Origin of the sequence: Microbaculum mangrovi (assembly GCF_051390635.1) — a bacterium.
Taxonomy (GTDB): Bacteria; Pseudomonadota; Alphaproteobacteria; order Rhizobiales; family Tepidamorphaceae; genus Microbaculum.
Map to the genome: position 1 here is coordinate 915,017 of NZ_JBPODT010000002.1, position 21,940 is coordinate 936,956.

Below are 21,940 nucleotides of genomic sequence, written 5' to 3' on the forward strand. Positions count from 1 at the left end.
TCAGCGATACTCGATGACGGCGCTCTGCTTCAGGTCGATCAGGAGCCGGCGCGCCAGACGTTCGCCCTGTTCGTTCATGAGCTCGTTCTGGACCTGTTTGCGCGCGGCGGACGTATCCTGGATTTCCTCCCGGTCGCAGACGCCGAGTAGGTCGATCGCGATCGGGCCCTTGTTCGGGCTGGTAATCCCGCCGACCGGAATATCCTTCAACTCGCCGACGACGTTCGGGGCAATGTCGGCCAGGTTCCGGCGAACCGAATCCTTGACGACGATATCGCGGAACGACTTGGCGAGATCGCGGGCGCTGTCGCAACCGGTGTATTTGGACCGGAACGCCTGGGCATCCGCCGTGCGCTGGCGGATATAGGCGTCGGAACTGTCCTGCGGAATGATGAAGATGATCTGCTGAATCTCCAGCTCGACGCTGGTCGACGGCAGTTCCTCGCCCTTGCGGGCGAGGGCGACCTCGATGTCGCGGTCGCGGATATTGACGCTGGAACGGAACCGCGCCCGCACCACGTTGCGCCATGTCAGGTCGGCCTCAAGGCGCTTCTTCAGGGTCGAGGGATTGACCCCCAACTGCTGGAGGGCCTGGCCGAACTGGCTCGGCGACAACTTCACCCGGCTGGCGATGGCGTCGAAAGCCTGATCGACTTCCGCCGAGCTCACCGAAATCCCGACGCGCCGGGCGGCCTGCATCTTCAGCCGCTCGTCGATAAGCTCGTCGATGGCCTTCTGCTTCGGGTTTGCAGTCCCGCGGGCGGTCGCCTGGATCAGCTTCTGCCGTTGCACGATGTCGTATTCGGTTACCGGCTCGTCGTTGACGAGAATCGCGATCGACGTGGCGAATGCGGTTTGCGCCGAACCGGCGACGATAGCGCTCGCCGCGCCCGCCGCCATCAGCGCCGAGAACGCCACTGCGCGGGAAAACCGCAGAAAACCAGAAAGTCCGGTGAAGTCATTCATCCGATATGCCCAGATATCATGATCAGCGCATGCCATTCGATTGTGGCAGGCACATGGCTGGCCGGGGCCAGCCCCTGGCCTCGGCTTTCAATGTCTAGTCGTTTCGGTTGCCGATGGATTGCGAGAACTTGCCTTCCGTCAGGGAGCGCAGGGCAAACCGGAACGTAATCCGCTCGTCCGGCTCCTGATCCAGATCGCGCGCATATTGCCTCTGATACGCCACGGCGATCGTCACGCACTCGTTTTCGTAACCGAAACCGAAGGAATTCGAAATCCATTGCGGAGAATGGTTCGGCTGCGGGGATGACGGCGGTGTGCCGGAGATTTCGTAGCGACCGCCCGCCCAGACCGACCAGTTCTCGTCGATTTTCAGCTTGGCGACGCCCTGGATTTCCTCGCGATCGACGATGAAGCCCTGTTCGGGGTCCGCGGCGATGTTCGAGTAGATGACCGACGACGATACCGCGCCGTAGCCGCCGCTGACTTCAAGGTCGTAGCGCTTGTTGTCGAAATCCGACTCGTCGAGACGAATGCGGTTGACGATCTGAAGCGACGAGATCGGCGAGAAGTAGAGCGAGGCCACATAGTCGGACCGGTCGGTTTCCAGTCCGGAGCCTGTCGGGAACGGGTTGTCGCCGGCGAGCAGGTAGGACTGGCCGAACACACCGCCGATCTCGATGCCGGACTCGGTCTGAGCCGTATAGCGCACGCCGACATTGGCGCGCGTGCCGCCGTCCATCCGGTCGTATCCGGAGAACTTGTCGATCTGGAACAGGTTGGTGTCGTCGAACACCAGGCTGAGCGCGTCGTTGTTCGGGATGATCGCGTTGTCCTGCGCGTCGGGCCGCGCCACGAGTTGGGCGATCGGTTCGACGATCTGATAGCCCCAGTTGTTCGAGATCAGGATCGGATAACGATATTCGATGCCGACCGCAGCCATGCCGCGGATGATCGTATCGTCACCGTTCGGCATGAAATTGTTGAGGACGCTGATGTTGGTGTAGCCGTCGCTCAGGTACGGATCGTCGACGCTGAACGCATAGGCGTCGCCGCGCATCGACACGAAGGGGGTGAACACCTGGCCGAAACTGTCCGTGATCGACCGCTCCCAGCGCAGCTCCGCTATGGCCCGATTGGTCGTGCCCGGGACGCCGATCAGTTCGCAGGTCGTCGACCGCGCCTGGGCCAGGATGCTTGCCGATGTCACGCCGGCGGACAGATCGGAAAGCCTGCTCGGATTGTTCAGGTAGCCATAGGGACATCCCAGATCGGGGTCGAGCTGCCTGGCATACGGGAACAGCGGCCGGAATTCGGCATCCGAGCGCGACAGGCTGAGCGAATTGAAGTCGAGCGACAGCCGTCCGCCCAGGACGGATTCATCGAATATGTAGTTGTAGTCGATGATCGGGTGAATGACCGGCTGCGAGTCCTCGTTGAACCGGTAGGGATCCTGCAGGATCTGATAGTGCACGATCCGCGCGTCGAACCAGTTCCGGGCGCTTTGCCCCGTCAGGAAGAGCTGGTCGCGGAGTTCGTTGCGGTTCGTCAGGTTGTACGTCCGCATGAAGGTCTGGTCGGTCTGCAGCGTCCCGTCCCAGCCCCATTTCCAGAAGTCGTTGATCTGGAACAGGCCTTCCGTCTGCACGACGCCGCGGAATTCCTTCTGGCTGTCAATGCGGTAAGGCTCGAACTGATCCGGATCGAGCTGGTAGATGCCGGCGCCGCGCACCAGGTAGCCGCCTTTGGCGAAACGCTGCCGCCATTCGAATTCGCCCAGCGGCCCCTGGATCGTATAGGGCGTCACCGAGACCGTCAGGTCGTAGTCGGGCGCAAGGGCAAAATAATAGGGAACTTCAACGCCGTAGCCCAGGTTCTTATTGTAGATGAAGCCGGGGCGGAGGAATCCGGACCGCTGCTTCACGGTCGGGTCGGGGTGGCTGAAGAAGGGCAGGTAGGCGATCGGCATGCCGAACAGCTCGAAGCTGGCGTCCTCGTAATAGACGGTCTGCTCTTCCTGATTGTGGATGATGCGCTTCGCCTTGATCTGCCAGAACGGCGGCTTCTCCGGATTCTCCTGGCACGGCTTGCACGCGGTATAGACGCCCGTGTTGAACACGGTGACGTTCTCGTCGAAACGCTCCGCAGAGGTCGCGGCGAAACGAGTCTCGTCGGGCGTCACCAGGGTCAGCTCGTTGACGAATCCGTCGCGGAAATCGTCGGTCAGCTCGACCGCGTCGGCATAGATCACGTTCTTGTCAGGCGCCGTGATCTTCACGTTGCCGCGGGCGAACACTTTGCCGGTCTTCTGGTCGTAGTCGACCCGCTCCGCCTCGACGGTATAGCCCTTGTAGTAGATATCGACCGCGCCCGCGGCCGACACCATGTCGTTGTCCAGGTCGTAGATGAGTTCATCAGCCTCGAGCAGCATCCGCGCATTGGGATCGCTGTCGATGATATCGGTCATCGTCGAGGTCGTGGGGACCTGGGCAAACGCCGGCGGCGCCGCGGCGACAAGCGCCACGCCCATGAGAACTGCGACAATGCCTGGCATCGTGCAGCGAGTCCGATCGAGAATACGCGGATCGGCAGCCATCACTAGCCGTCTTCCTGGTACAGCAACACAGTCGTTCCGATGAGCATGGCCACCAGAGGTGGTGTCCACGCAGCAGCAAACGGCGTCACCGCACCGGCGGCGCCGAGATCCCCCACCAACTTTGAAACTACATAAAGCACGAAGCCGGCAACCACGCCACCGAGAATCATTCGTCCGATATTGCCGAACCTGAACACGCGAAGCGAGACGGTTGCGGCAATCAGCACCATTGCGCACAGGAGTAAAGGACGCGCTAAGAGAGTCTGATATTGCAGCTGGTACTGAAGGGCCGGCAAACCGGCCTTTCTGGCCGTATCGATCTGTTTGGGCAGGTCCCAGAACGAGATTGTGTCGGCGGATGCCAGCCGCTCGGAGACCTGCGTCTTGTCCAGATAGGTGCTGAGCAGATAGGAGCGGTGGAACTGGGGCGGCAGGCCGGGCTGAATCAGCCATCCGTTGTTAAGACGCCACCGTCCGTCTTCCAGAATGGCCGATTTGGCCTCGAATCGTTCGCGAAACGCGCCGTTCTGGTCGAAGATGATCGCGGTCACGCGGCGAAGCTTCCAGCCGTTCGGCGAAGCGCTCCTCGCGTGCAGCACGGACTGGCCGTCGACGCCGTCCTGGCGCAGCCAGATCGCCCGCCCGCCCCAGCCGAACGGGCCCGAATAGTCCCCGAATGATTCTTCGAACAGCGCCTCATGCCGCCCCTTCAGATTCGCCGCGAGCGGATTGTAGAGCGTCGTCGCCGCGATGCCGAGAACGAGCGCGATGATCAGCGCCGGCGCCGTGAACTGCCATACCGACAGACCGGCCGCGCGCGCCACGACCAGCTCCAGGCTCTTGGTCAGCACCAGGAACGTCATCATCGCCGCGAACAGGACGGAGAAGGGCAGCACCAGCTCGGTCAGCGAGGGCAGGCGATAGAGCGAGAGCAGCAGCACGACGCCGATGCCGACATCGTGATTGCCGGCCCGGCGCAGGTTCTCCACCGTGTCGACCAGGAAGATCAGCGCGATACAGGTGCCGAACACCCCGATGAGGTTCAAAAGGAACCGCTTCGACATATAGGTCGCGAGGGTCTTGTCGAAGATCATCGCGACGCCCCCCGGCCGGTGAGGCCGCCGCGGCGCATCAGGTCGGTCACCGCCTCTGAGATGGAGGCGAGCGCGCGCAAAGGCCTGAGGGTGTTGAGGTCGATCTTCGGCAACGTGGGAATCGCATCGGCGATCAGGGCCATCCGCTGCCCGTTGCCGAACGCCATCCAGGCGGCGCCGGCAATGCCGACGAGCGGCGTCACGTACATCGGAACCACCGCCCAGGCCTCGCGGGCGGCCATGTTCGACGCGCTGAAGCCGATCGTGCGCAGGATGGCCATGGCGGCGATCGCCAGGACGATCGAGTTGCCGCGTCCGGTGCGGTTGGTGCGCGGATAGCCGAGCGTGGCCAATGTGATGAACACGAAGGCGAGCGGGTAGAGGATGCTGGAGATCCGTTCATGGATCTCGGCCCGGAACTTGCCAGGAAACTTCTGATAGTACTCGTCGTTCGGATCGGGATTCAGCAACTCCGACATGCGCATTTCGCGCGGCCGGTACGCCACTTCCCCGCTGCCGACCGTCAGGTTGGAAAGATCGAAGATATAGCGATCGAAATTGATGACCGTGATCTCTTCCGGTTTGCCTTCCTGCTGATGCATGCTGCCGCGGTGCATCGTCAGGTAGGCGCGCTCGCCGGTGCGCACGATGCGGCCTTCCTCGGCGAGATAGGTCATCAGCTTCTTCGGGTCGCGCTCGTCGTGGACCAGCAGGCCCGCCAGCGTGCCGTCGGGGTTTCGGTCGCGGATATGGAACGTCAGGCCGTTCTCGACCGTCGTGAACAGGCCTTCCTTGACGATGTAGGTCAGCACGTCGGCGCGGATCGAGGCGATCGTGTTGCGCAGCGTTCGCGCGCTTTCCGGCATGACGTAGAGGCTGATGAAGCCGGTCAGGATCGTGACGATGAGACCGAGGACCACGAAGGGCTTGAAGACGATCCAGGGCGACGTGCCGGCGGCATGGACGATGACCAGCTCGCTGTCGGCATTGACGCGGTTTAGCGCGTAGAGGCAGGCGATGAACAGCGCCACGGGCGCGATGACCATGATCAGCGCCGGCAGGGCGAGCATCGTCATATAGAGGAACAGCCACAGGGTCTGTCCCTGTGTGGTCAGCAGGTCGATTTCCTTGAGCGCCTGCGTAACCCACACGACGCCGGTCAGCACCAGGAGTGCTATCACGAAGGCGCCCGCGACGATGCGGAATATGTAGCGGCCGATAAGGTTCATCCGCTTAAAGCCTTACGCGCCTCCAACTCGCCGGCACCACGCCGACCCTGCATTCGCTAATCCGTCTTGATGGCGAGAATGCGCCGTTTTCGGGCCGCGCTCGCGCACCGACGGTCCCGCCCCCTCGCACCATCTTGTCGGATGGTGTATTGGGAGACGCTGCGCCGATCAAGCGATTGTAACATCTTGAAATAGATTTGAACCAGTCGAGGTCCCATCTGCCATGTCAGACCTGCCGAAAGTCAGTTTTTCGAAGCTTTCCGAGCCCTCCAAGGGTGTCGCCGTGCTGTTCGCGGGCGAAAAGGCCGCTTTCGGCCCCATCGGAAAGGCGCTCGACGACTCGTCCGGCGGCGCGCTGTCCAGGGCGGCGAAGACGGCCGAGTTCACCGGCAAGTCGAAATCGTTTCTCGACGTCATCGCGCCCGCCAACCTGGCCCTCGACCGGGTCCTCGTCGTGGGAACCGGCGACGCCGCGAAGCTCAAGGATCTAGACTGGCAGAACCTCGGCGGGGCGATCGCCGCGCGGCTGACCAATGGCACGCAGACCGCGACGGTGGTGATGGAACTGGCCGACGGGACATCGCCCGGCGAGCAGGCCGCCGCTCTGCTCGGTGTCGGAGCCAAGCTCTCCGCCTACCGTTTCGACCGTTACAAGAAAAAGAAGCCGGACGACGAAAAGCCGAAGAATCCGCCGCGCAACGTCGTGGTGGCGACGGATGGCCACACCGCCGCCCGCAAGGCGTTCGCGCGGCTCGATGCGGTCAGCGACGGCACACTGCTCGCCCGTGATCTGGTCAACGAGCCTGCCAACGTGCTCGGCCCCGAGGAATTCGCCAAGCGGGCGAAGGCGCTGACGTCTCTCGGCGTCGACGTGACGGTCCTCGACGAGAAGGAAATGGGCCGGCTCAAGATGAACGCGCTGCTGGCGGTCGGGCAGGGCAGTGCGCGCGAGAGCCGGGTCGTCGTGATGCGCTGGAACGGTCTCGGCAAGACCTCGAAGAAGAAGCCCGTCGTCTTCGTCGGCAAGGGCGTCGTCTTCGATACCGGCGGCATCTCCATCAAGCCGGCCGCGGGCATGGAGGACATGAAGGGCGACATGGCGGGCGCGGCCTGCGTCGTCGGCCTCATGCACGCGCTCGCCGCGCGCAAGGCAAAGGTCAACGCGGTCGGCGTCATCGGTCTCGTCGAGAACATGCCCGACGGCCTGGCGCAGCGTCCCGGCGATATCGTCACCTCGATGTCGGGCCAGACCATCGAGGTCATCAATACGGACGCCGAAGGCCGTCTGGTGCTTGCCGACGCGCTGACCTACGTCCAGAAGAAGTTCAAGCCGGGCTTCATCATCGACCTCGCGACCCTGACCGGCGCCATCATCGTTGCGCTCGGCCACGAATATGCCGGCATGTTCGCCAACGACGACGAACTTGCCGCGCGTCTCACCGCCGCCGGCGAGGCGACGGGCGAGAAGGTCTGGCGGATGCCGCTCGGGCCCCAATACGACAAGATGATCGACTCCCGCTTCGCCGACATCAAGAACACCGGCGGCCGATTCGCGGGCTCGATCACCGCGGCGCAGTTCCTCAAGCGCTTCGTCGACGACGAGACACCATGGGCCCATCTCGACATCGCCGGAACCGGCATGGCCTCGCCGAAGACCGACGTCAGCAAGACCTGGGCCTCCGGTTTCGGGGTCGGCCTGCTCGACCGGCTGGTTGCCGACAACTACGAGGATTAGTGGCGGCCGGCCCGGCCGCGGGACGCGAAGGCCATGACCGAGGTCCTGTTCTATCATCTGGAACGCCGCCCGCTCGAGGCGGTCCTGCCCGCGCTCCTGGAGAAATGCCTCGAGCGCGGCTGGAAGGCGGTGGTACAGGGCGGCACGGCCGAGCGCCTCGACGCAATCGACGGGGTTTTGTGGACCTATCGCGAGGATTCCTTCCTTCCCCATGGAACGGTGGCCGACGGGGATCCGGCGTTTCAGCCGATCTATCTGACGACCGACACCGACAACCTGAACGACGCGACGGTCCGCTTCCTGGTTGACGGCGCCGAACCGCCGGATCTCGCCGGTTACGAGCGGGCGATCTTCATTTTCGACGGCCGTGACGAGGAGGCGGTTTCGCAGGCACGCGTTCAATGGAAGCAGGCCAGCGGCCAGGGGCACGACGTGACCTACTGGCAGCAGAACGACGCCGGCCGCTGGGAGCGCAAGGCGTGACCGGGTCGGACGGGCGCGGAGACCGGCTGGCCTGGTTCGACGAGCTCTATCGCCGCGCCGGCGACGATGCCGATGCCGTGCCCTGGTCCCGCACCGGACCGCACCCGGGGCTGGATCGCTGGGCGAAATCCGCGGTCGGCCAGGGCGCCGGTCATACCGGCAGGGCGATCGATGTCGGTTGCGGGCTTGGCGACAACGCGGAGTTTCTCGCCGGCCTGGGCTACGACGTGACGGCCTTCGACCTGTCCGAAACCGCGATCGGCTGGGCGAAACGCCGGTTTGCCGAAACGACCGTGGATTATGCGGTCGCCGACCTGTTCTCGCTGCCTGCCGCGTGGCTCGGGGCCTTCGATCTCGTCAGCGAGGTCTACACATTGCAGGCGCTGCCCGCCGACCTTCGCCAACGGGCGCTGCGGGCGATCGCCGGTCTGGTCGCACCCGGCGGGCGCATCGTCGTCGTTTGCCTGGCCCGGGACGAGGACGAGCATGCCGACGGGCCGCCGTGGCCGCTGGCGCGATCGGAACTGTCTGGATTTGGCGATGCCGGATTGGTGCTGGCCTCCTTCGATGAGGCGAGGCTCGGCGACAACCAGCGACGCCATTTCATCGCCGTCTACGAGAGGACATAGCCGGAACCGAAAGCCGTTCGGCTCTCGGCTTCAATCGATGCCCGCTCGGTCCCGCCTTTGCGCGGATTCACTGAGGCGGCGGGCACGTGGCCGTCCGGACCGTCGTACCGTTTATGTCTAGGCCGTGGCTCCCTCGAGCGCGGCACCGGCGTCCAGCCAGTCTTCCTCCGCCGCGGCGAGGGCTTCGACCGTGCGTGCCCGTTCGCGCGACAGGTCGGCGCCCTTGGCCGGATCCTTCGTGAACAGATCCGGGTCGGCGAGGCGACCGTCGAGATCGGCGATCTTCGATTGCAGCGTCTCCATCCGTTTCTCGGCGCTCTTCTGCCGATTGCGCAGCGGCTGCAATTCGGCGCGCTTCTGCGCCGCCGCGCGGCGCTGATCGCCCCGATTGGCGGTGATCGTTATCGTTTCGGTGTTTTCCGGTACCGAGTCGTCGCCGGACAGGACCCGCTTGCGGTAGTCCTCCATGTCGCCGTCGAACGGCACGACGGTGCCGCCGGTGACCAGCCAGAGCCGGTCCACCGTCGTCTCGATCAGATGCCGGTCGTGGCTGATGACGATGACCGCGCCTTCGTACTCGGCGAGCGCCCGCACCAGCGCCTCGCGTGCGTCGACGTCGAGGTGGTTGGTCGGCTCGTCGAGGATCAGCAGATGCGGACCGAAGAAGGTGGCCAGTCCGAGCAGAAGCCGCGCCTTTTCGCCGCCCGAGAGCTTGCTGGCCGGAATATCCGCCTTTTCGATACCGAATCCGAGTTGTGCGGCCTTCGAGCGCACCTCGGCTTCCTTGGCGTCCGGCATCAGCCGGCGCACCTGTTCGGTCGGCGACAGGTCCGCGGAGAGCTCGTCGAGCTGATGCTGGGCGAAGAAGCCGACGGTGAGCCTGTCGGCGGCGTGCATCCGTCCGTCGCTGGACTGCAACCGGCCGGACAACAGCTTGGCCAGCGTGCTCTTGCCGTTACCGTTAGATCCCAGCAATCCGATGCGGTCGTCATGATCGAGCCTGAGGCTCAGGTGCCGCAAGACCGGCTTGTCTTCGTAGCCCACCGCGGCGCTGTCGAGCTGGATGATCGGCGAGGCCAACGGTTTCTCGGGCGAGGGGAAGTTGAACGGGCGAACGGACCCGTCGACGAGCGCCTCGATCGGCTCCATCTTCGACAGCGCCTTCAGGCGGCTCTGCGCCTGCCGCGCCTTCGAGGCCTTGTAGCGGAACCGGTCGACGAAGGCCTGCATGTGCTTGCGCTGCTCGTCCTGTTTCCTACGCGCCTTTTCGGCGAGTGCCTGTTTCTCGCGCCGCTGCCGCTCGAACTGGTCGTAGGTGCCGCGATAGACGGTGAGCGATCCCTGATCGAGGTGGACGATGGTGTCCACGGCCGTGTTGAGCAGATCGCGGTCGTGGCTGATGACGATCATCGTGTGCGGATAGCGGGCGAGATAGCTCTCCAGCCACAGCGTGCCTTCGAGATCGAGGTAGTTGGTCGGCTCGTCCAGCAGCAGGAGGTCCGGTTCGGTGAACAGCACGGCCGCGAGCGCCACCCGCATCCGCCAGCCGCCGGAGAAGGATTCCAGCGGGCGCTGCTGCGCGGCCTGGTCGAAGCCTAGGCCGGAGAGGATTCGGGCCGCCCGCGACTCCGCCGAATAGGCGTCGATCTCGCTCAGGCGCGCGTGGATTTCGCCGATCCGTGTCCCGTCCTGCGTCGAGTCCGCCTCCGCCATCAGGCGCGCGCGCTCGGTGTCGGCCGACAGCACGAAGTCGATCAGCGAGGTCGGGCCCGCCGGCGCTTCCTGTTCCACCGTGCCGATCCGCGCTTTCGCCGGGAAGCCGACCGTTCCCGACTCCGCGGCGACCTCGCCCTTGATGAGTCGGAACAGGGTCGTCTTGCCGGTCCCGTTGCGCCCGACGAGACCCGCCCGCGCGCCGGCGGGCAGGATTACGGTGGCGCCGTTCAACAGCGTGCGGCCGGCGATGCGGTAGGTAAGGTCGGTGATCTGCAGCATGGCGCTTATTTGCAGGTTGCCGGGGCTCTCGGCAAGGCCCCGCGCCTCTCTCTTTTGGTCATTCTGCCGTTTGGTCCGCTCGTGCTAGCATTTTCCGGCCGGCCCCGTGTGGGCTGGCGTTTTACGGGGAACCGAAAAGAGGGAGAGCGAACAATGTGCGTACCTGGCTGTCATGAAGCGGTAATGCATCAGTTGAGCCGTCGCGGTTTCTTCAAGGGGGTGGGAGCAGCCGCGCTGGCTGCGACTGCGGTGCCGGCGGCCGTGGCGCCGGCGCGGGCCGCCCCGACGAGCTTCTCCAAGGTCGTCGACCTGACCCATGCGCTGCCGGAGGACTTCCCGACCTTCTTTGGCCAGCCTCAGCTTGAGATCGAGAACGTCTACAAGTTCGACAAGGACGGCTTCAATCTGAACATCTGGCATCTCAACGAGCACACCGGCACCCACATGGACGCGCCGATCCATTTCTCCAAGGACGGCCAGACCGCCGATCAGGTCGAAGTCGAGAAGCTCGTCGTTCCGATCGCCGTAATCGACGTGAAGGCGAAGGCCGCGGAGAACGCCGACTATCAGTTGACGCCCGACGACATCGCCGCCTGGGAGAGCGCCAACGGCCAGCTTCCGGACGGCTGCTGCGTCGCCATGAACTCCGGCTGGGACGCGCACGTGAAGAGCGACAAGTTCCGGAATGCCGACGGCGACGGCGTCATGCACTTCCCTGGCTTCCACGCGGAAGCCGCCGACATGATGATCAAGGACCGCAACGTCCTCGGCATGGCGGTCGATACGCTGTCGCTCGACTTCGGCGGATCGAAGGATTTCAAGACCCACTACACCTGGCTGCCATCCGGTCGCTGGGGCATGGAATGTATCGCCAATCTCGACGCGATACCCGCAACCGGCGCCACACTTGTCGTCGGGGCACCGAAAATTGTAGGAGCGACGGGCGGCCCAAGTCGTCTGATCGCGCTGATTTGACGTACCGGGCCGGTGGAGCGTTTCCGCCGGCCCACTAATCTTCTGGTTTTCGGCGGCGGGGCGCGCGTTGAACTCAAGGAGGCTTTCGCCATGCGGATATTAGCGCTTGCACTGTTCGCCGTCGCCCTGGCTCTTCCGAGCACGGCATTCGCCGAGGGCCCGGGTAGCTTTGCCCGCTACAAGGGATATTACGGCGGGGCCATACGCCTCGAAGCGAACTATGTGGCCCGCGACACCTGCCAGGCGGCGATCGATGCCCGACGCGGCGCACCGCCAGGCCAGGCCGTCGCGCCGCTGACGATCCCCGTCACCATCGTCATCGGCCCCAATCCGCGCGGCTGCGGCCAGAGCCGCCTCGTCCAGAGGGTGATGACGGTCGGCGGCCCCACCAGCACCGAGCTGATCCAGATTTTCTTCGTCAATCCCGCCGGCCGTATCCTGAAAATAGAGAAAATCTCAATCTCGACATTTTAGTCTGGCAAATGAACGAAACGAGGGCCCCGGCGTCGCACCCGGGGCCCGAGTCGTGCGATAATCGTGCTCGCCGAAACTGTGAGGGCTTATATGCCGTTTTCAAAACTGACCGGGCTCCGGAGCCTGTTCGCCGCGACCGCGCTGGTCGCGATGTCGTCCGCATCCGCTATCGCAGGGCCGCCGTTCTGGGGCGCGACCTACGCGACCAGCTACGGCGTCGACGCGCCGGACAGGTTTGGCGGTGGCCTGCCGGTTCATGTCTCGGCGCGCCTGCCGGGCAATCTGGCCTGCACGCGTCTCGTCAGCGCGAAGCTCAACGACCCGCCGCCCTATCCGCGTGTCACCGACTCGCTTCGTGCCGCGCGTGTCGACGTGGTGGTGGAACCGTCGTCCTGTCCGCCGGACGGAAAGGCCAGCTGGTTGAAGTTCGTCGTTCCGCACCCCGTCCAGGCCGATATCCTCAACCTCGTCTACATGACGCCGGACGGAAAAGTGATCCACAGCGAAAAGGTGCACATTTCCCTGGGCACCGGCGGCAAGTACGCGAAGTAGCGCGACGTGCGGCGCGATCCGGTTTCTCAGTCCAGACCGATCCCCGTCTCGCGCTGATACAGGATCAGATCGAGGGACGGGGCATCGCCTGCGAGTTGCGTCAGCAGGCAATGCACCTGGCCCCGGTGATGGGTCTGGTGATTGAAGAAATGCGTCAGGGCCGGCGACAGCGGCTGATGGATGTCGGTCGGGTTGGTGATGGTGCGATAGCGGAACCGGCCCGCGAGATCCGTATCCGACAGGCTGCCGACATAGGCCTGGATGCGGTCGTCCTCCGACCGCCGGGCCATGCGCAGTTCCGCGAAGTCGTCGAACAGGACCGCGTCGAGCCGGGTCGGCGCGCCTTGGGTCCTGGTGAACCGCCCCATCCAGATGCGGTCGCCCACGAGGATATGGTTCAGGGTACGGTGGATGGACCCGAAGAAAGCCCCGTGCTCCTTGCGGTACAGATCGTCGGGCATCGCCGCGGCGGCGGCGTAGAGCCGCTCGTTGGCCCAGCCGTTATAGCCCGCCATCATCTCGAAATGCGATTTCACGGCCGCGCGTCCTCCCTATTAGGTAAGTAACGCTGTCATAAATTGACGTCGCGGTAAAGCGGGACCGGCACGGGACCGGGTGCGGGCGGGACGCGATCGTCGCGCCTTGCGAGGGCGCGGCGAGCCCGGTATAAGCCGCGCGACCGCCGGTATCCGGCATTTCCAAATTCAGCGAACCCACCATCAGCAAACGAGGTCGAGCCGACATGGCGATCGAGCGCACCCTTTCCATCATCAAGCCCGACGCGACGGCGCGGAACATCACCGGCAAGATCATCGACAAGCTGGAGAGCGCCGGCCTGCGGGTCGTCGCCCAGAAGCGCGCCAAGTGGTCGCAGGCCGATGCCGAGGCGTTCTATGCCGTCCACAAGGAGCGTCCGTTCTTCAACGATCTGGTTGCCTTCATGACCTCCGGTCCGATCGTCCTCCAGGTCCTGGAAGGCGAGGGCGCCGTTGCCAAGAACCGCGAAGTCATGGGCGCCACGAACCCGGCCGACGCCGCCGCCGGCACGATCCGCAAGGACTTCGCCGAGAACATCGAGCGCAATTCGGTGCACGGCTCCGACAGCGTCGAGAACGCCGCCAATGAAATCGCCCAGTGCTTCAAGGCCGAGGAAATCGTCGGCTAGCGCGGGCCTCCGCTCGCTCTTCCCAGAGGCCGGCCGCTTGGCCGGCCTTTTCTTTTGCCCGGCCGCCTATTACCGTTCCGCGTCCCCGGAGACCCGGTGAGAAGGAGGGGGCGTCCGATGAACAAGCCGCTCGATTTGCGGATCGGCCACTCGGCCTGTCCGCATGATTGCCCGTCGACCTGTGCCCTCGACGTCGAACTGATCGACGCGCGCACGATCGGTCGCGTCCGCGGCGCCCGTGACAACGACTATACCGCCGGCGTCGTCTGCGAGAAGGTCGCCCGCTACGCCGAGCGCATTCACCATCCAGACCGGCTTCTGCATCCGCTGCGCCGCACCGGCGCCAAGGGCAGCGGCGCGTTCGAGCGCATTTCCTGGGACGACGCGCTCGACATCGTTGCCGAGAAATTCCTGGAAGCGGAGCGCGCGCACGGCGCGACGTCGGTCTGGCCGTACTACTACGCCGGAACGATGGGTCTCGTGCAGCGCGACGGCATTCACCGGCTGCGCCACGCCAAGGGCTACGCGGGCCAATTCGACACGATCTGCACCAACATGGCCTGGACCGGTTTCATCGCCGGCACGGGCCGGCTCGCCGGGCCCGATCCGCGCGAGATGGCGAAGTCGGACTTCGTGGTGATCTGGGGCACGAACGCGGTCTCGACACAGGTCAACGTGATGACGCACGCGACCAAGGCGCGCAAGACCCGCGGCGCCAAGATCGCCGTCGTCGACGTCTACATGAACGAGACGATGCGCCAGGCCGATCTCCCGCTGCTCCTGAAGCCGGGGACCGACGGCGCGCTCGCCTGCGGGGTCATGCATGTCCTGTTCCGGGATGGCTTCGCGGATTGGGACTATCTGGAGAAATACACCGACCGACCGCGCGATCTCGAGGCACACCTGAAAACCCGGACGCCGGACTGGGCGGCCGCGATCACCGGCATCCCCGCCGAGACGATCGAGGCGTTCGCCAGGCTGATCGGCGAGACCAAGCGCACGTATCTGCGTCTCGGTTATGGCTTCTCGCGCAGCCGCAACGGCGCCGCCAACATGCACGCCGCCTCCTGCATCGCCGCGGTCACCGGCGCCTGGAAATACGAAGGGGGAGGCGCCTTCCATAACAACGGCGCTATCTACAAGCTCGACAAGTCGATGATCGAGGGCACCGACCTGCGTGATCCCGCCATTCGCAAGCTCGACCAGTCGCGCATTGGCGCGATCCTGACCGGCGACGCCGACGCACTGCACGATGGCCCGCCGGTCACCGCCATGCTGATCCAGAATACCAATCCCGTCTCGGTCGCGCCCGAACAGGAACTCGTGAAGCGCGGCTTTGCCCGCGACGACCTGTTCGTCTGCGTCCACGAGCAGTTCATGACCGAGACGGCGAAGATGGCCGACGTCGTGTTGCCGGCGACGATGTTTCTGGAGCACGACGACATCTACAAGGGCGGTGGCCACCAGTATCTGATGCTCGGACCGAAGCTGGTCGACGCGCCGGGGGAGGCGCGCGAGAACCATGTTGTCCATGCCGAGATCGCGCGCCGCGTCGGCGCGGAGCATCAAGGCTTCGCCATGAGCGCGCGGGAGCATATCGACTGGATGCTGAAAGCGTCCGGCTACGGCACGCTTGCCGACCTGGAGGCCGATCGCTGGCGCGATATCCAGCCGGATTTCGAGACCGCCCACTACCTGAACGGCTTCGCCAATCCGGATGGCAAGTTCCGGTTCTCGCCCGACTGGACGAATATCGTTGCGCCTAACGACGGCCCGATGGGGCCGTGGCGGACGCTACCCGAACTGCCCGATCATTGGACGGTGATCGAGGAAGCCGATTCCGAACACCCGTTCCGGCTGGCGACTTCGCCGGCGCGCCGGTTCCTCAATTCCACGTTCAACGAGACGCCGACGTCGCGCGAGCGCGAAGGCCGGCCGGAAGTGATGATCCACCCGGAAGACGCCGCCGCCCTGGGTGTCGGGGACGGCGATCGGGTCCGTATCGGCAATCGCCGCGGCGAGGTTCGCCTGCATGCCCGCCTGTTCGACGGGGTGCGCCGCGGTGTGCTGATCTCCGAAGGGGTGTGGCCGAACGAGGCCTTTCCGGACGGCAAGGGCATCAACACCTTGACCGGAGCCGATCCGGTTGCGCCCTATGGCGGCGCGGCTTTCCACGACAACCATGTTTGGCTGCGCGGGGCAGGCTGGTAAGTTAACTACTCTACGGTGCGTTTTTCAGACTGGGAGGCCGGATGATGCGGTTCGGTGCTGGTATTTTGCGTTTCGGGTATTTTCTGGTGGTGGTCGGCGGTCTGCTGCTGGCGACCGGACATCAGGCGGTGGCGCTGAGCGATCCCGAGGTTCCGCCCGAGGAGGGCGCCCGCCTTGCCTTGATCGACTATTGTGTCCAGCAGGAAAGCGGCAAGCACGGCCAGTACGGCACCTACGTCAACACCTGCAAGTGCGCGACGAACCGGGTGCTCAAGGAAATGAACCAGGACGAAATGAAGGGCGTCGCCAAGTGGAAGAAGCCCACCTCGGCCGTCAAGAGCCGCTGGGAAAGCGCCTGGGAAGGCTGCAAGTAGAGCCGGTCAGCGCGGGGCGTCGGTTAGTGGCGGAACCGCGAGCGCGGGCTGCTCGGCTATGTCCTCGTCGACGATGACCCGTTCGTCGACGAGCCTTGCCTTTCCGGATGCGATCAGCTCCAGCGCCAGCGGATAGATCCGGTGCTCGTAGGTCAGGACGCGCGCAGCCAGCGTGTCCGCCGTGTCGCGGTTCGAGACGGGGACCGCGACCTGGGCGATGATCGGGCCGTTGTCCATTTCCGGACGGACGAAATGCACCGTGCAGCCGGTGATGCGCACGCCGGCCTGCAAGGCGCGTTCGTGCGTTTCGAGGCCCGGGAAGGCCGGCAGCAGGGACGGGTGGATATTGATCACTTGGTCGCGCCAGCGCCCGACGAAATCCGCGCTCAGGATCCGCATGAAGCCTGCAAGGCAGATCAGGTCGACCTCGGCGTCTTCCAGTGCTTGCGTCGCGGCGTCCTCGAAGGCCTGTCGGCTGCCCTTGCCCCGAAAATCGATCACTTTCGTGGCGATGCCTGCAGCGGCCGCGGTTTCCAGTCCCTTGGCGTCGGGCTTGTTCGAGATGACGAGGACGATCTCGGCGGGATAGTCGGGCCTGCGGCACGCCTCGATCAGCGCGGCCATGTTGCTGCCGCGCCCGGAAATCAGTATTGCGACCCGCATCCGCCCGCTCACCGTGAAAGGCTCCCGGCGTAGCGGACCGAGGGGTCGTCGCCGGCACAAAGGCGGCCGAGCCGCCAGACCGTCTCGCCGAGGTCGCGCAGAAGGGTCTCCACCGCCTCGGCCTTGCCGGCCTCGACCACGACGACCATGCCGACGCCGCAGTTGAAGGTGCGCAGCATCTCCGCTTCCTCGATCGAGGCCGTTTCGGCGAGCCAGCGGAATACCGGCGGCAGCACGAAGCTCTCCAGATCGATATCGGCGACGAGGGTATCCGGCAGCACGCGCGGCAGGTTCTCGGTCAGCCCGCCGCCGGTGATGTGCGCGAGCGCCTTGACCGCACCGGTCTCGCGGATCGCCTGAAGCACCTGACGGACGTAGATGCGGGTCGGCGCCAGCAGGGCGGCGCCCAATGCCGTCTCCGTGGCGAACGGTGCGGGATCGGACCATGTCAGCCCGGCATCGGCGACGATCTTGCGAACCAGTGAGAAGCCGTTCGAATGAACCCCGGAGGAGGCCAGCGCCAGCAGCACGTCGCCGTCCGCGACATCGCCGCGCGGCAGCAGCTGGTCGCGTTCCACCGCGCCGACCGAGAAGCCGGCGAGGTCGTAATCGCCCTTGGCGTAGAGACCGGGCATCTCCGCCGTTTCGCCGCCGATCAGCGCGCAGCCCGCCTGCCGGCAGCCTTCGGCGATGCCCTTGACGATGCCGTAGCCGACATCCGATTCGAGCTTGCCCGCGGCGTAGTAGTCGAGGAAGAACAGGGGCTCGGCGCCTTGCACGACGAGATCGTTTACGCACATGGCGACGAGGTCGATCCCGACCGTGTCGTGGATGCCGGTCTCGATGGCGATCTTGACCTTGGTGCCGACCCCGTCATTGGCGGCGACCAGCAGCGGATCGCTGAATCCGGCCGCTTTCAGATCGAAAACGCCGCCGAATCCGCCGATTTCCGCGTCGGCACCGGCGCGAACCGTCGATTTCACCAGCGGCTTGATGGCGTCGACGAACGCATTGCCGCGCCCGATATCGACCCCGGCATCGGCATAGCTGACGCCGCCTCCGGCCTTTGCATCCTGTCCGCTCAATCGGACCTCCTTCGCGTTTGCGCCATACAAACAAACCCGATGGGAAAGGCAAGCGTGCGGTGCCCTGTGTCAACAGCCCGTTGCGCGCTTGCATGCGGTGCGCGAATAGGCCGGACTGTGGTCATGGGAGCACGCGGCGATTCGAAGGCGACGGGCCGGGCCTGGCTGGCGCTGCTGGCCGGGCTGCTTTGGGCCGCGCCCGCCTCCGGGATCGATTTCGCCAATCGGTTCGACCCCTATGTGGTGGATGGTATTGACGTTTCTGCCGTCGCTACCGATGCGGTAGCCGCCAAGGCGGCGGCGCTCGACGACGCGCTCGTGATGTCGGGCATGCGCGTCCTGCGCCGCGTCGCGGCGAGCGGAACCCCGCCGGAAATATCGCCGGAAACGGCCGAACAGCTGTTGTCGAGCTACGAGAATGCCAGCGAACAGGTCGGCACGACCGGTTATTCGGCCACCTACAAGATGGTCTATTCGCCGATGCTGGTGCGTGGCTTCCTCGCCAGGCGCGGCATCGCGGTCGTCGACCGACCGGCGCCGACCGTTCTGCTGATCCCGATCGTTGTCGAAGACGGCGAGGAGCGCTGGTGGGACGACGCGGCGGACTGGGCCGGCGCCCTCGGCGCAGTCGACATGGAGGAGCGCCTGACCCCGGTCCGTCTTCCGGGCAATACCGTCGAGGACAAGGCCGCCCGCCGCGATCGCCTGCTTGACGGTGATTTCCTGACCCTCGGCCAGTTCCGCGTGCGCTACCACACGCACTCGGCGGTGATCGTCCGGCTCGATCGCGCCTCGGACGGCGAGGGCATGCTTTTGACACTGAGCGGCGAGGACGCGGCCGGCCCGATCGACGTCACGACGGAGGTTTCATCGGGCGGACTGGACGCGGCCGCCGTCCGGGTCGGCGACATCCTGGCCGAACGCTGGAAGGAGGTCGCCATGGGCTCCGGCACCATCGGGCTGGCGCTCGGCAGCAGTCTTCCCGTGCGCGCCCTGCTGACGGGCGGCCCGGAGGATTGGGACGTGCTGAAAAGCCGCCTCGAGGCGAGCGGCGCGGTGAACGGGCTCGCGGTGGAAGGCGTCGGCGGCAGTGACGCCAACATCGTGATCTGGTTCACCGGAAGCGCCGCCGACCTGCCGCAACGCCTGTCTCGGGACGGCCTCGATCTGTTCGAGGCCGGCGGGGCCTGGCTTCTGCAGGCCTATTGAAGCTCACTATTGAGCTTTGTCTCCGCGTCGCTTAACTGCACCATGATGAAGCGCAGGACCCGACCTTTGAGGCCCTGGGCGTTTACGGAATCCTTGGTCCCGGAGCCGACTTGAGCCTTCCGAATTTCATCACGATCTGCCGGCTGCTCCTCGTACCGGCCGTGGTCTATCTGATCGTCACCGGGCAGCCGCTGGTCGCATTCTGGCTGTTTGTCGTCGCCGGCATCTCGGATGCGGTCGATGGTTTTATCGCCAAGCGATTCAAGGCAGAGACCGAGCTCGGCGCCTATCTCGACCCGCTCGCCGACAAGGCGCTTCTCGTCTCGATCTACGTTTCGCTCGGCATTTTCGGCGAGATGCCGATCTGGCTGGTATTCCTGGTCGTGAGCCGCGATGTGTTCATCATCGTCGCCGTCATGCTGTCCTGGATGCTGTCGCGTCCCGTCGCCATGGCGCCCCTGATGATCAGCAAGGCGAATACGGCCGGGCAGATCCTGCTCGCCGCCGTCGTGCTTGCCGATCTCGGGTTCGGATTGCATATGCGGGATCTTCGCGAATGGCTGGTGTTGCTGGTTGCGGGACTTACCGTATTGTCGGCCGCGGCCTATCTCGTCGAATGGCTTCGTCATATGGCGAAGGCCGACGGACCGGCTACGCCCGACAAACAGTGAGGCAGGGGGCCTGACATGACCTTCCAGAAGCAGGTGTTGTTCTGGACCGCCGGGCTCGTGGTGTTCATCCTCGCGCTATACGTGCTGAGCCCGGTTCTGCTGCCCTTCGTCGCCGGCATGGCGCTCGCCTATGCTTTGGACCCTATCGCAGACCGTCTGGAGAGATTCGGCCTGAGCCGGCTGGTCGCGACGGTCGTGATTCTCGTGGTGTTCGCGCTCGTCTTCCTGGTCGTGCTGATTGCCCTGGTGCCGGTTCTCTCCCATCAGGTCGCCCAGTTCGCCGAGCGGTTGCCGGACTATGCGCACAAGCTGCAGCTGGTGGTTCGGGATATCAGCCAGAGCTGGCTGCAGGTGGGTTTGGTGCGCGATCTGCTGGGCATGAATGGAGCCGAGGGGGCCTCGCCGATCAGCAACGCCGGCATCGTCGGCCAGGTGGCGGGATGGTTCGGCCAGCTGCTTCAATCGCTGCTTTCCGGCGGTCTGGCGCTCGTCAACCTCGCCGCGCTGCTGACCGTGACGCCTGTCGTCGCCTTCTATCTGCTCAACGATTGGGACCGGATGATCGCCCGGATCGACAGCTGGCTGCCGCGCGATCACGCCGAAACGATCCGGTCGCTTGCCCGGCAGATCGATGAAGCGCTCGCCGGATTTGTCCGTGGACAGGGCCTTGTCTGCCTGACACTTGGTGTCTTCTACGCGGCCGGGCTGTCGCTCGTCGGACTGAATTTCGGTCTCCTGATCGGCCTCGGCGCCGGCCTGATCAGCTTCATTCCCTATGTTGGCTCGATTGCCGGGTTCCTGGTTTCGATCGGCGTCGCCTCGGTCCAGTTCTGGCCCGACTGGCTCATGATCGCCGCCGTCGCCGTGGTGTTCTTCATCGGGCAGTTCCTGGAGGGCAATGTCTTGCAGCCGAAGCTGGTCGGCGGCCATGTCGGGCTGCACCCGGTGTGGCTCATGTTCGCCCTGTTCGCCTTTGGCTACCTGTTCGGCTTCGTCGGCATGCTGATCGCCGTCCCCCTTGCCGCCGCCGTGGGCGTGCTGGCCCGCTTCGGGCTCCGACAATATCTCGACAGCCGTTTCTACACGGGATCGGACAGCGACGCGCCTCGATCATGACCGCCGGCCGTCAACTCGCTCTGGACCTGCCGCATCGCGAAGCGCTCGGCCGGGAAGATTTCCTGGTGTCGGACTCGAACGCCGCCGCCGTGGCCGCGATCGATTCCTGGCCGGATTGGCCGCATTCGGGCCTCGTTCTGGTCGGGCCGGAGGGAAGCGGCAAGAGCCATCTGGTCTCGGTCTGGCGGCAGCTGTCGGGCGCGCGAAGGCTGTCGGCCGGTGACGTGACCGGCGATCCGCAGACACTGATGGGGCGCGCGGGGGCCGTCATAATCGAGGATTGCGGACCCGGGCTCGACGAGACCGCGATGTTCCACCTCTTCAATGCCGTCGAACGTTCGGGGGCGGACATTCTTCTGACCGCGCGAACCGAGCCGCGCGTGTGGGGGATCGGCCTGTCCGACCTGATGTCGCGATTGAGCCGATTGCCGGTTGTCCGGCTTGAGGCACCCGACGACTCCCTGCTGCTGGCCGTGATGATGAAGCTGTTCGCGGACCGGCAAGTGAGCGTGGACGTATCGGTGTTGCGCTACCTGGCGCCGCGTGTGGAACGGAGCTTTGCCGCGGTCCGCGACATCGTTGCCCGGCTCGACCGTGCTGCGATCGAGGAAAAGCGCCCCGTGACCCGGGCGCTCGCAGCGCGTATTCTGAACCAGGGTGAGCAGGAGACGGGCTGATCGGGTCATCAATGAATGTTCATAAAGCGCCATTAAGTTGCTGC

General features: G+C 64.9%; 21 protein-coding genes. 13 read left to right on the top strand and 8 right to left on the bottom strand.

The window, feature by feature from the left end; translation table 11 throughout:
• The 4 genes from ACSF9G_RS10760 to lptF form a co-directional block, all read right to left on the bottom strand.
• Window positions 1-966 (bottom strand): SurA N-terminal domain-containing protein, encoded by a 966-nt coding sequence (locus ACSF9G_RS10760; RefSeq protein WP_436641351.1) that lies wholly within the window; start codon window positions 964-966, stop codon window positions 1-3.
• A 94-nt stretch (window positions 967-1,060) separates the two neighbouring features.
• The gene (locus tag ACSF9G_RS10765; RefSeq protein WP_436641353.1) at window positions 1,061-3,517 is read right to left on the bottom strand and encodes an LPS-assembly protein LptD; all 2,457 of its coding nucleotides are present in this window, start codon (window positions 3,515-3,517) and stop codon (window positions 1,061-1,063) included.
• Window positions 3,518-3,561: 44 nt separating this feature from the next.
• The gene (gene lptG, locus ACSF9G_RS10770; RefSeq protein WP_436641355.1) at window positions 3,562-4,653 is read right to left on the bottom strand and encodes an LPS export ABC transporter permease LptG; all 1,092 of its coding nucleotides are present in this window, start codon (window positions 4,651-4,653) and stop codon (window positions 3,562-3,564) included.
• Window positions 4,650-5,882: an LPS export ABC transporter permease LptF gene (gene lptF, locus ACSF9G_RS10775; protein ID WP_436641357.1), complete on the bottom strand. Its 1,233-nt coding sequence runs from the start codon at window positions 5,880-5,882 to the stop codon at window positions 4,650-4,652. The genes lptG and lptF overlap by 4 nt, the downstream gene beginning before the upstream one ends.
• A gap of 223 nt (window positions 5,883-6,105) precedes the next feature.
• On the opposite strand from lptF, the gene ACSF9G_RS10780 reads away from it, so the two are divergent.
• Genes ACSF9G_RS10780 through ACSF9G_RS10790 form a run of 3 tightly spaced genes read left to right on the top strand, consistent with a single transcriptional unit; the run spans window position 6,106 to window position 8,729 of the window.
• Window positions 6,106-7,617, top strand: a complete 1,512-nt coding sequence (locus tag ACSF9G_RS10780; RefSeq protein WP_436641359.1) for a leucyl aminopeptidase — start codon at window positions 6,106-6,108, stop codon at window positions 7,615-7,617.
• A gap of 33 nt (window positions 7,618-7,650) precedes the next feature.
• Window positions 7,651-8,100 (top strand): DNA polymerase III subunit chi, encoded by a 450-nt coding sequence (locus tag ACSF9G_RS10785; RefSeq protein ID WP_436641361.1) that lies wholly within the window; start codon window positions 7,651-7,653, stop codon window positions 8,098-8,100.
• Window positions 8,097-8,729 carry a class I SAM-dependent methyltransferase gene (locus tag ACSF9G_RS10790; protein ID WP_436641363.1) on the top strand — a complete coding sequence of 211 codons (633 nt, stop codon included), beginning with the start codon at window positions 8,097-8,099 and terminating at the stop codon, window positions 8,727-8,729. Before ACSF9G_RS10785 ends, ACSF9G_RS10790 begins: the two co-directional genes overlap by 4 nt.
• Window positions 8,730-8,846: 117 nt before the next feature.
• On the opposite strand, the gene ACSF9G_RS10795 is transcribed toward ACSF9G_RS10790, so the two are convergent.
• On the bottom strand, window positions 8,847-10,724 hold the full coding sequence (locus tag ACSF9G_RS10795; protein WP_436641365.1) for an ABC-F family ATP-binding cassette domain-containing protein: 1,878 nt from the start codon (window positions 10,722-10,724) through the stop codon (window positions 8,847-8,849).
• Window positions 10,725-10,877: 153 nt separating this feature from the next.
• Here ACSF9G_RS10795 and ACSF9G_RS10800 point away from each other — a divergent pair, with 153 nt between their 5' ends.
• The 3 genes from ACSF9G_RS10800 (at window position 10,878) to ACSF9G_RS10810 (ending at window position 12,725) form a co-directional block, all read left to right on the top strand.
• The gene (locus ACSF9G_RS10800) at window positions 10,878-11,699 is read left to right on the top strand and encodes a cyclase family protein (RefSeq protein WP_436641367.1); all 822 of its coding nucleotides are present in this window, start codon (window positions 10,878-10,880) and stop codon (window positions 11,697-11,699) included.
• Window positions 11,700-11,789: 90 nt separating this feature from the next.
• A complete protein-coding gene (locus tag ACSF9G_RS10805; RefSeq protein WP_436641369.1) occupies window positions 11,790-12,173 on the top strand; it encodes a hypothetical protein in 384 nt (127 codons plus the stop codon).
• A 90-nt stretch (window positions 12,174-12,263) separates the two neighbouring features.
• Window positions 12,264-12,725: a hypothetical protein gene (locus ACSF9G_RS10810; RefSeq protein ID WP_436641371.1), complete on the top strand. Its 462-nt coding sequence runs from the start codon at window positions 12,264-12,266 to the stop codon at window positions 12,723-12,725.
• 26 nt (window positions 12,726-12,751) lie between these two features.
• Here the strand turns inward: ACSF9G_RS10810 and ACSF9G_RS10815 are convergent, their stop codons facing one another.
• Window positions 12,752-13,261 carry a DinB family protein gene (locus ACSF9G_RS10815; RefSeq protein WP_436641373.1) on the bottom strand — a complete coding sequence of 170 codons (510 nt, stop codon included), beginning with the start codon at window positions 13,259-13,261 and terminating at the stop codon, window positions 12,752-12,754.
• Between the two features lie 206 nt (window positions 13,262-13,467).
• Between ACSF9G_RS10815 and ndk the strand changes: the two genes are divergently transcribed.
• The 3 genes from ndk (at window position 13,468) to ACSF9G_RS10830 (ending at window position 16,475) form a co-directional block, all read left to right on the top strand.
• Entirely contained in the window at window positions 13,468-13,890 is a 423-nt protein-coding gene (gene ndk, locus ACSF9G_RS10820) for a nucleoside-diphosphate kinase (RefSeq protein ID WP_436641376.1), read from the top strand.
• A gap of 117 nt (window positions 13,891-14,007) precedes the next feature.
• Entirely contained in the window at window positions 14,008-16,101 is a 2,094-nt protein-coding gene (locus ACSF9G_RS10825; RefSeq protein ID WP_436641378.1) for a molybdopterin-containing oxidoreductase family protein, read from the top strand.
• Window positions 16,102-16,142: 41 nt separating this feature from the next.
• On the top strand, window positions 16,143-16,475 hold the full coding sequence (locus tag ACSF9G_RS10830) for a hypothetical protein (RefSeq protein ID WP_436641380.1): 333 nt from the start codon (window positions 16,143-16,145) through the stop codon (window positions 16,473-16,475).
• Window positions 16,476-16,481: 6 nt separating this feature from the next.
• On the opposite strand, the gene purN is transcribed toward ACSF9G_RS10830, so the two are convergent.
• On the bottom strand, window positions 16,482-17,138 hold the full coding sequence (purN, locus tag ACSF9G_RS10835) for a phosphoribosylglycinamide formyltransferase (protein WP_436641382.1): 657 nt from the start codon (window positions 17,136-17,138) through the stop codon (window positions 16,482-16,484).
• 8 nt (window positions 17,139-17,146) lie between these two features.
• Window positions 17,147-18,223, bottom strand: coding sequence for a phosphoribosylformylglycinamidine cyclo-ligase (purM, locus tag ACSF9G_RS10840; protein WP_436641384.1), 1,077 nt, complete (start codon window positions 18,221-18,223; stop codon window positions 17,147-17,149).
• 123 nt (window positions 18,224-18,346) lie between these two features.
• Here purM and ACSF9G_RS10845 point away from each other — a divergent pair, with 123 nt between their 5' ends.
• The 4 genes from ACSF9G_RS10845 (at window position 18,347) to ACSF9G_RS10860 (ending at window position 21,896) form a co-directional block, all read left to right on the top strand.
• Window positions 18,347-19,432, top strand: a complete 1,086-nt coding sequence (locus tag ACSF9G_RS10845) for a DUF2066 domain-containing protein (RefSeq protein WP_436641386.1) — start codon at window positions 18,347-18,349, stop codon at window positions 19,430-19,432.
• Window positions 19,433-19,542: 110 nt separating this feature from the next.
• Window positions 19,543-20,103: a CDP-alcohol phosphatidyltransferase family protein gene (locus ACSF9G_RS10850; RefSeq protein WP_436641388.1), complete on the top strand. Its 561-nt coding sequence runs from the start codon at window positions 19,543-19,545 to the stop codon at window positions 20,101-20,103.
• A 15-nt stretch (window positions 20,104-20,118) separates the two neighbouring features.
• Window positions 20,119-21,219 (top strand): AI-2E family transporter, encoded by a 1,101-nt coding sequence (locus ACSF9G_RS10855; RefSeq protein WP_436641390.1) that lies wholly within the window; start codon window positions 20,119-20,121, stop codon window positions 21,217-21,219.
• Entirely contained in the window at window positions 21,216-21,896 is a 681-nt protein-coding gene (locus ACSF9G_RS10860) for a P-loop NTPase family protein (protein WP_436641392.1), read from the top strand. Before ACSF9G_RS10855 ends, ACSF9G_RS10860 begins: the two co-directional genes overlap by 4 nt.
• Window positions 21,897-21,940: the final 44 nt, after the last annotated feature.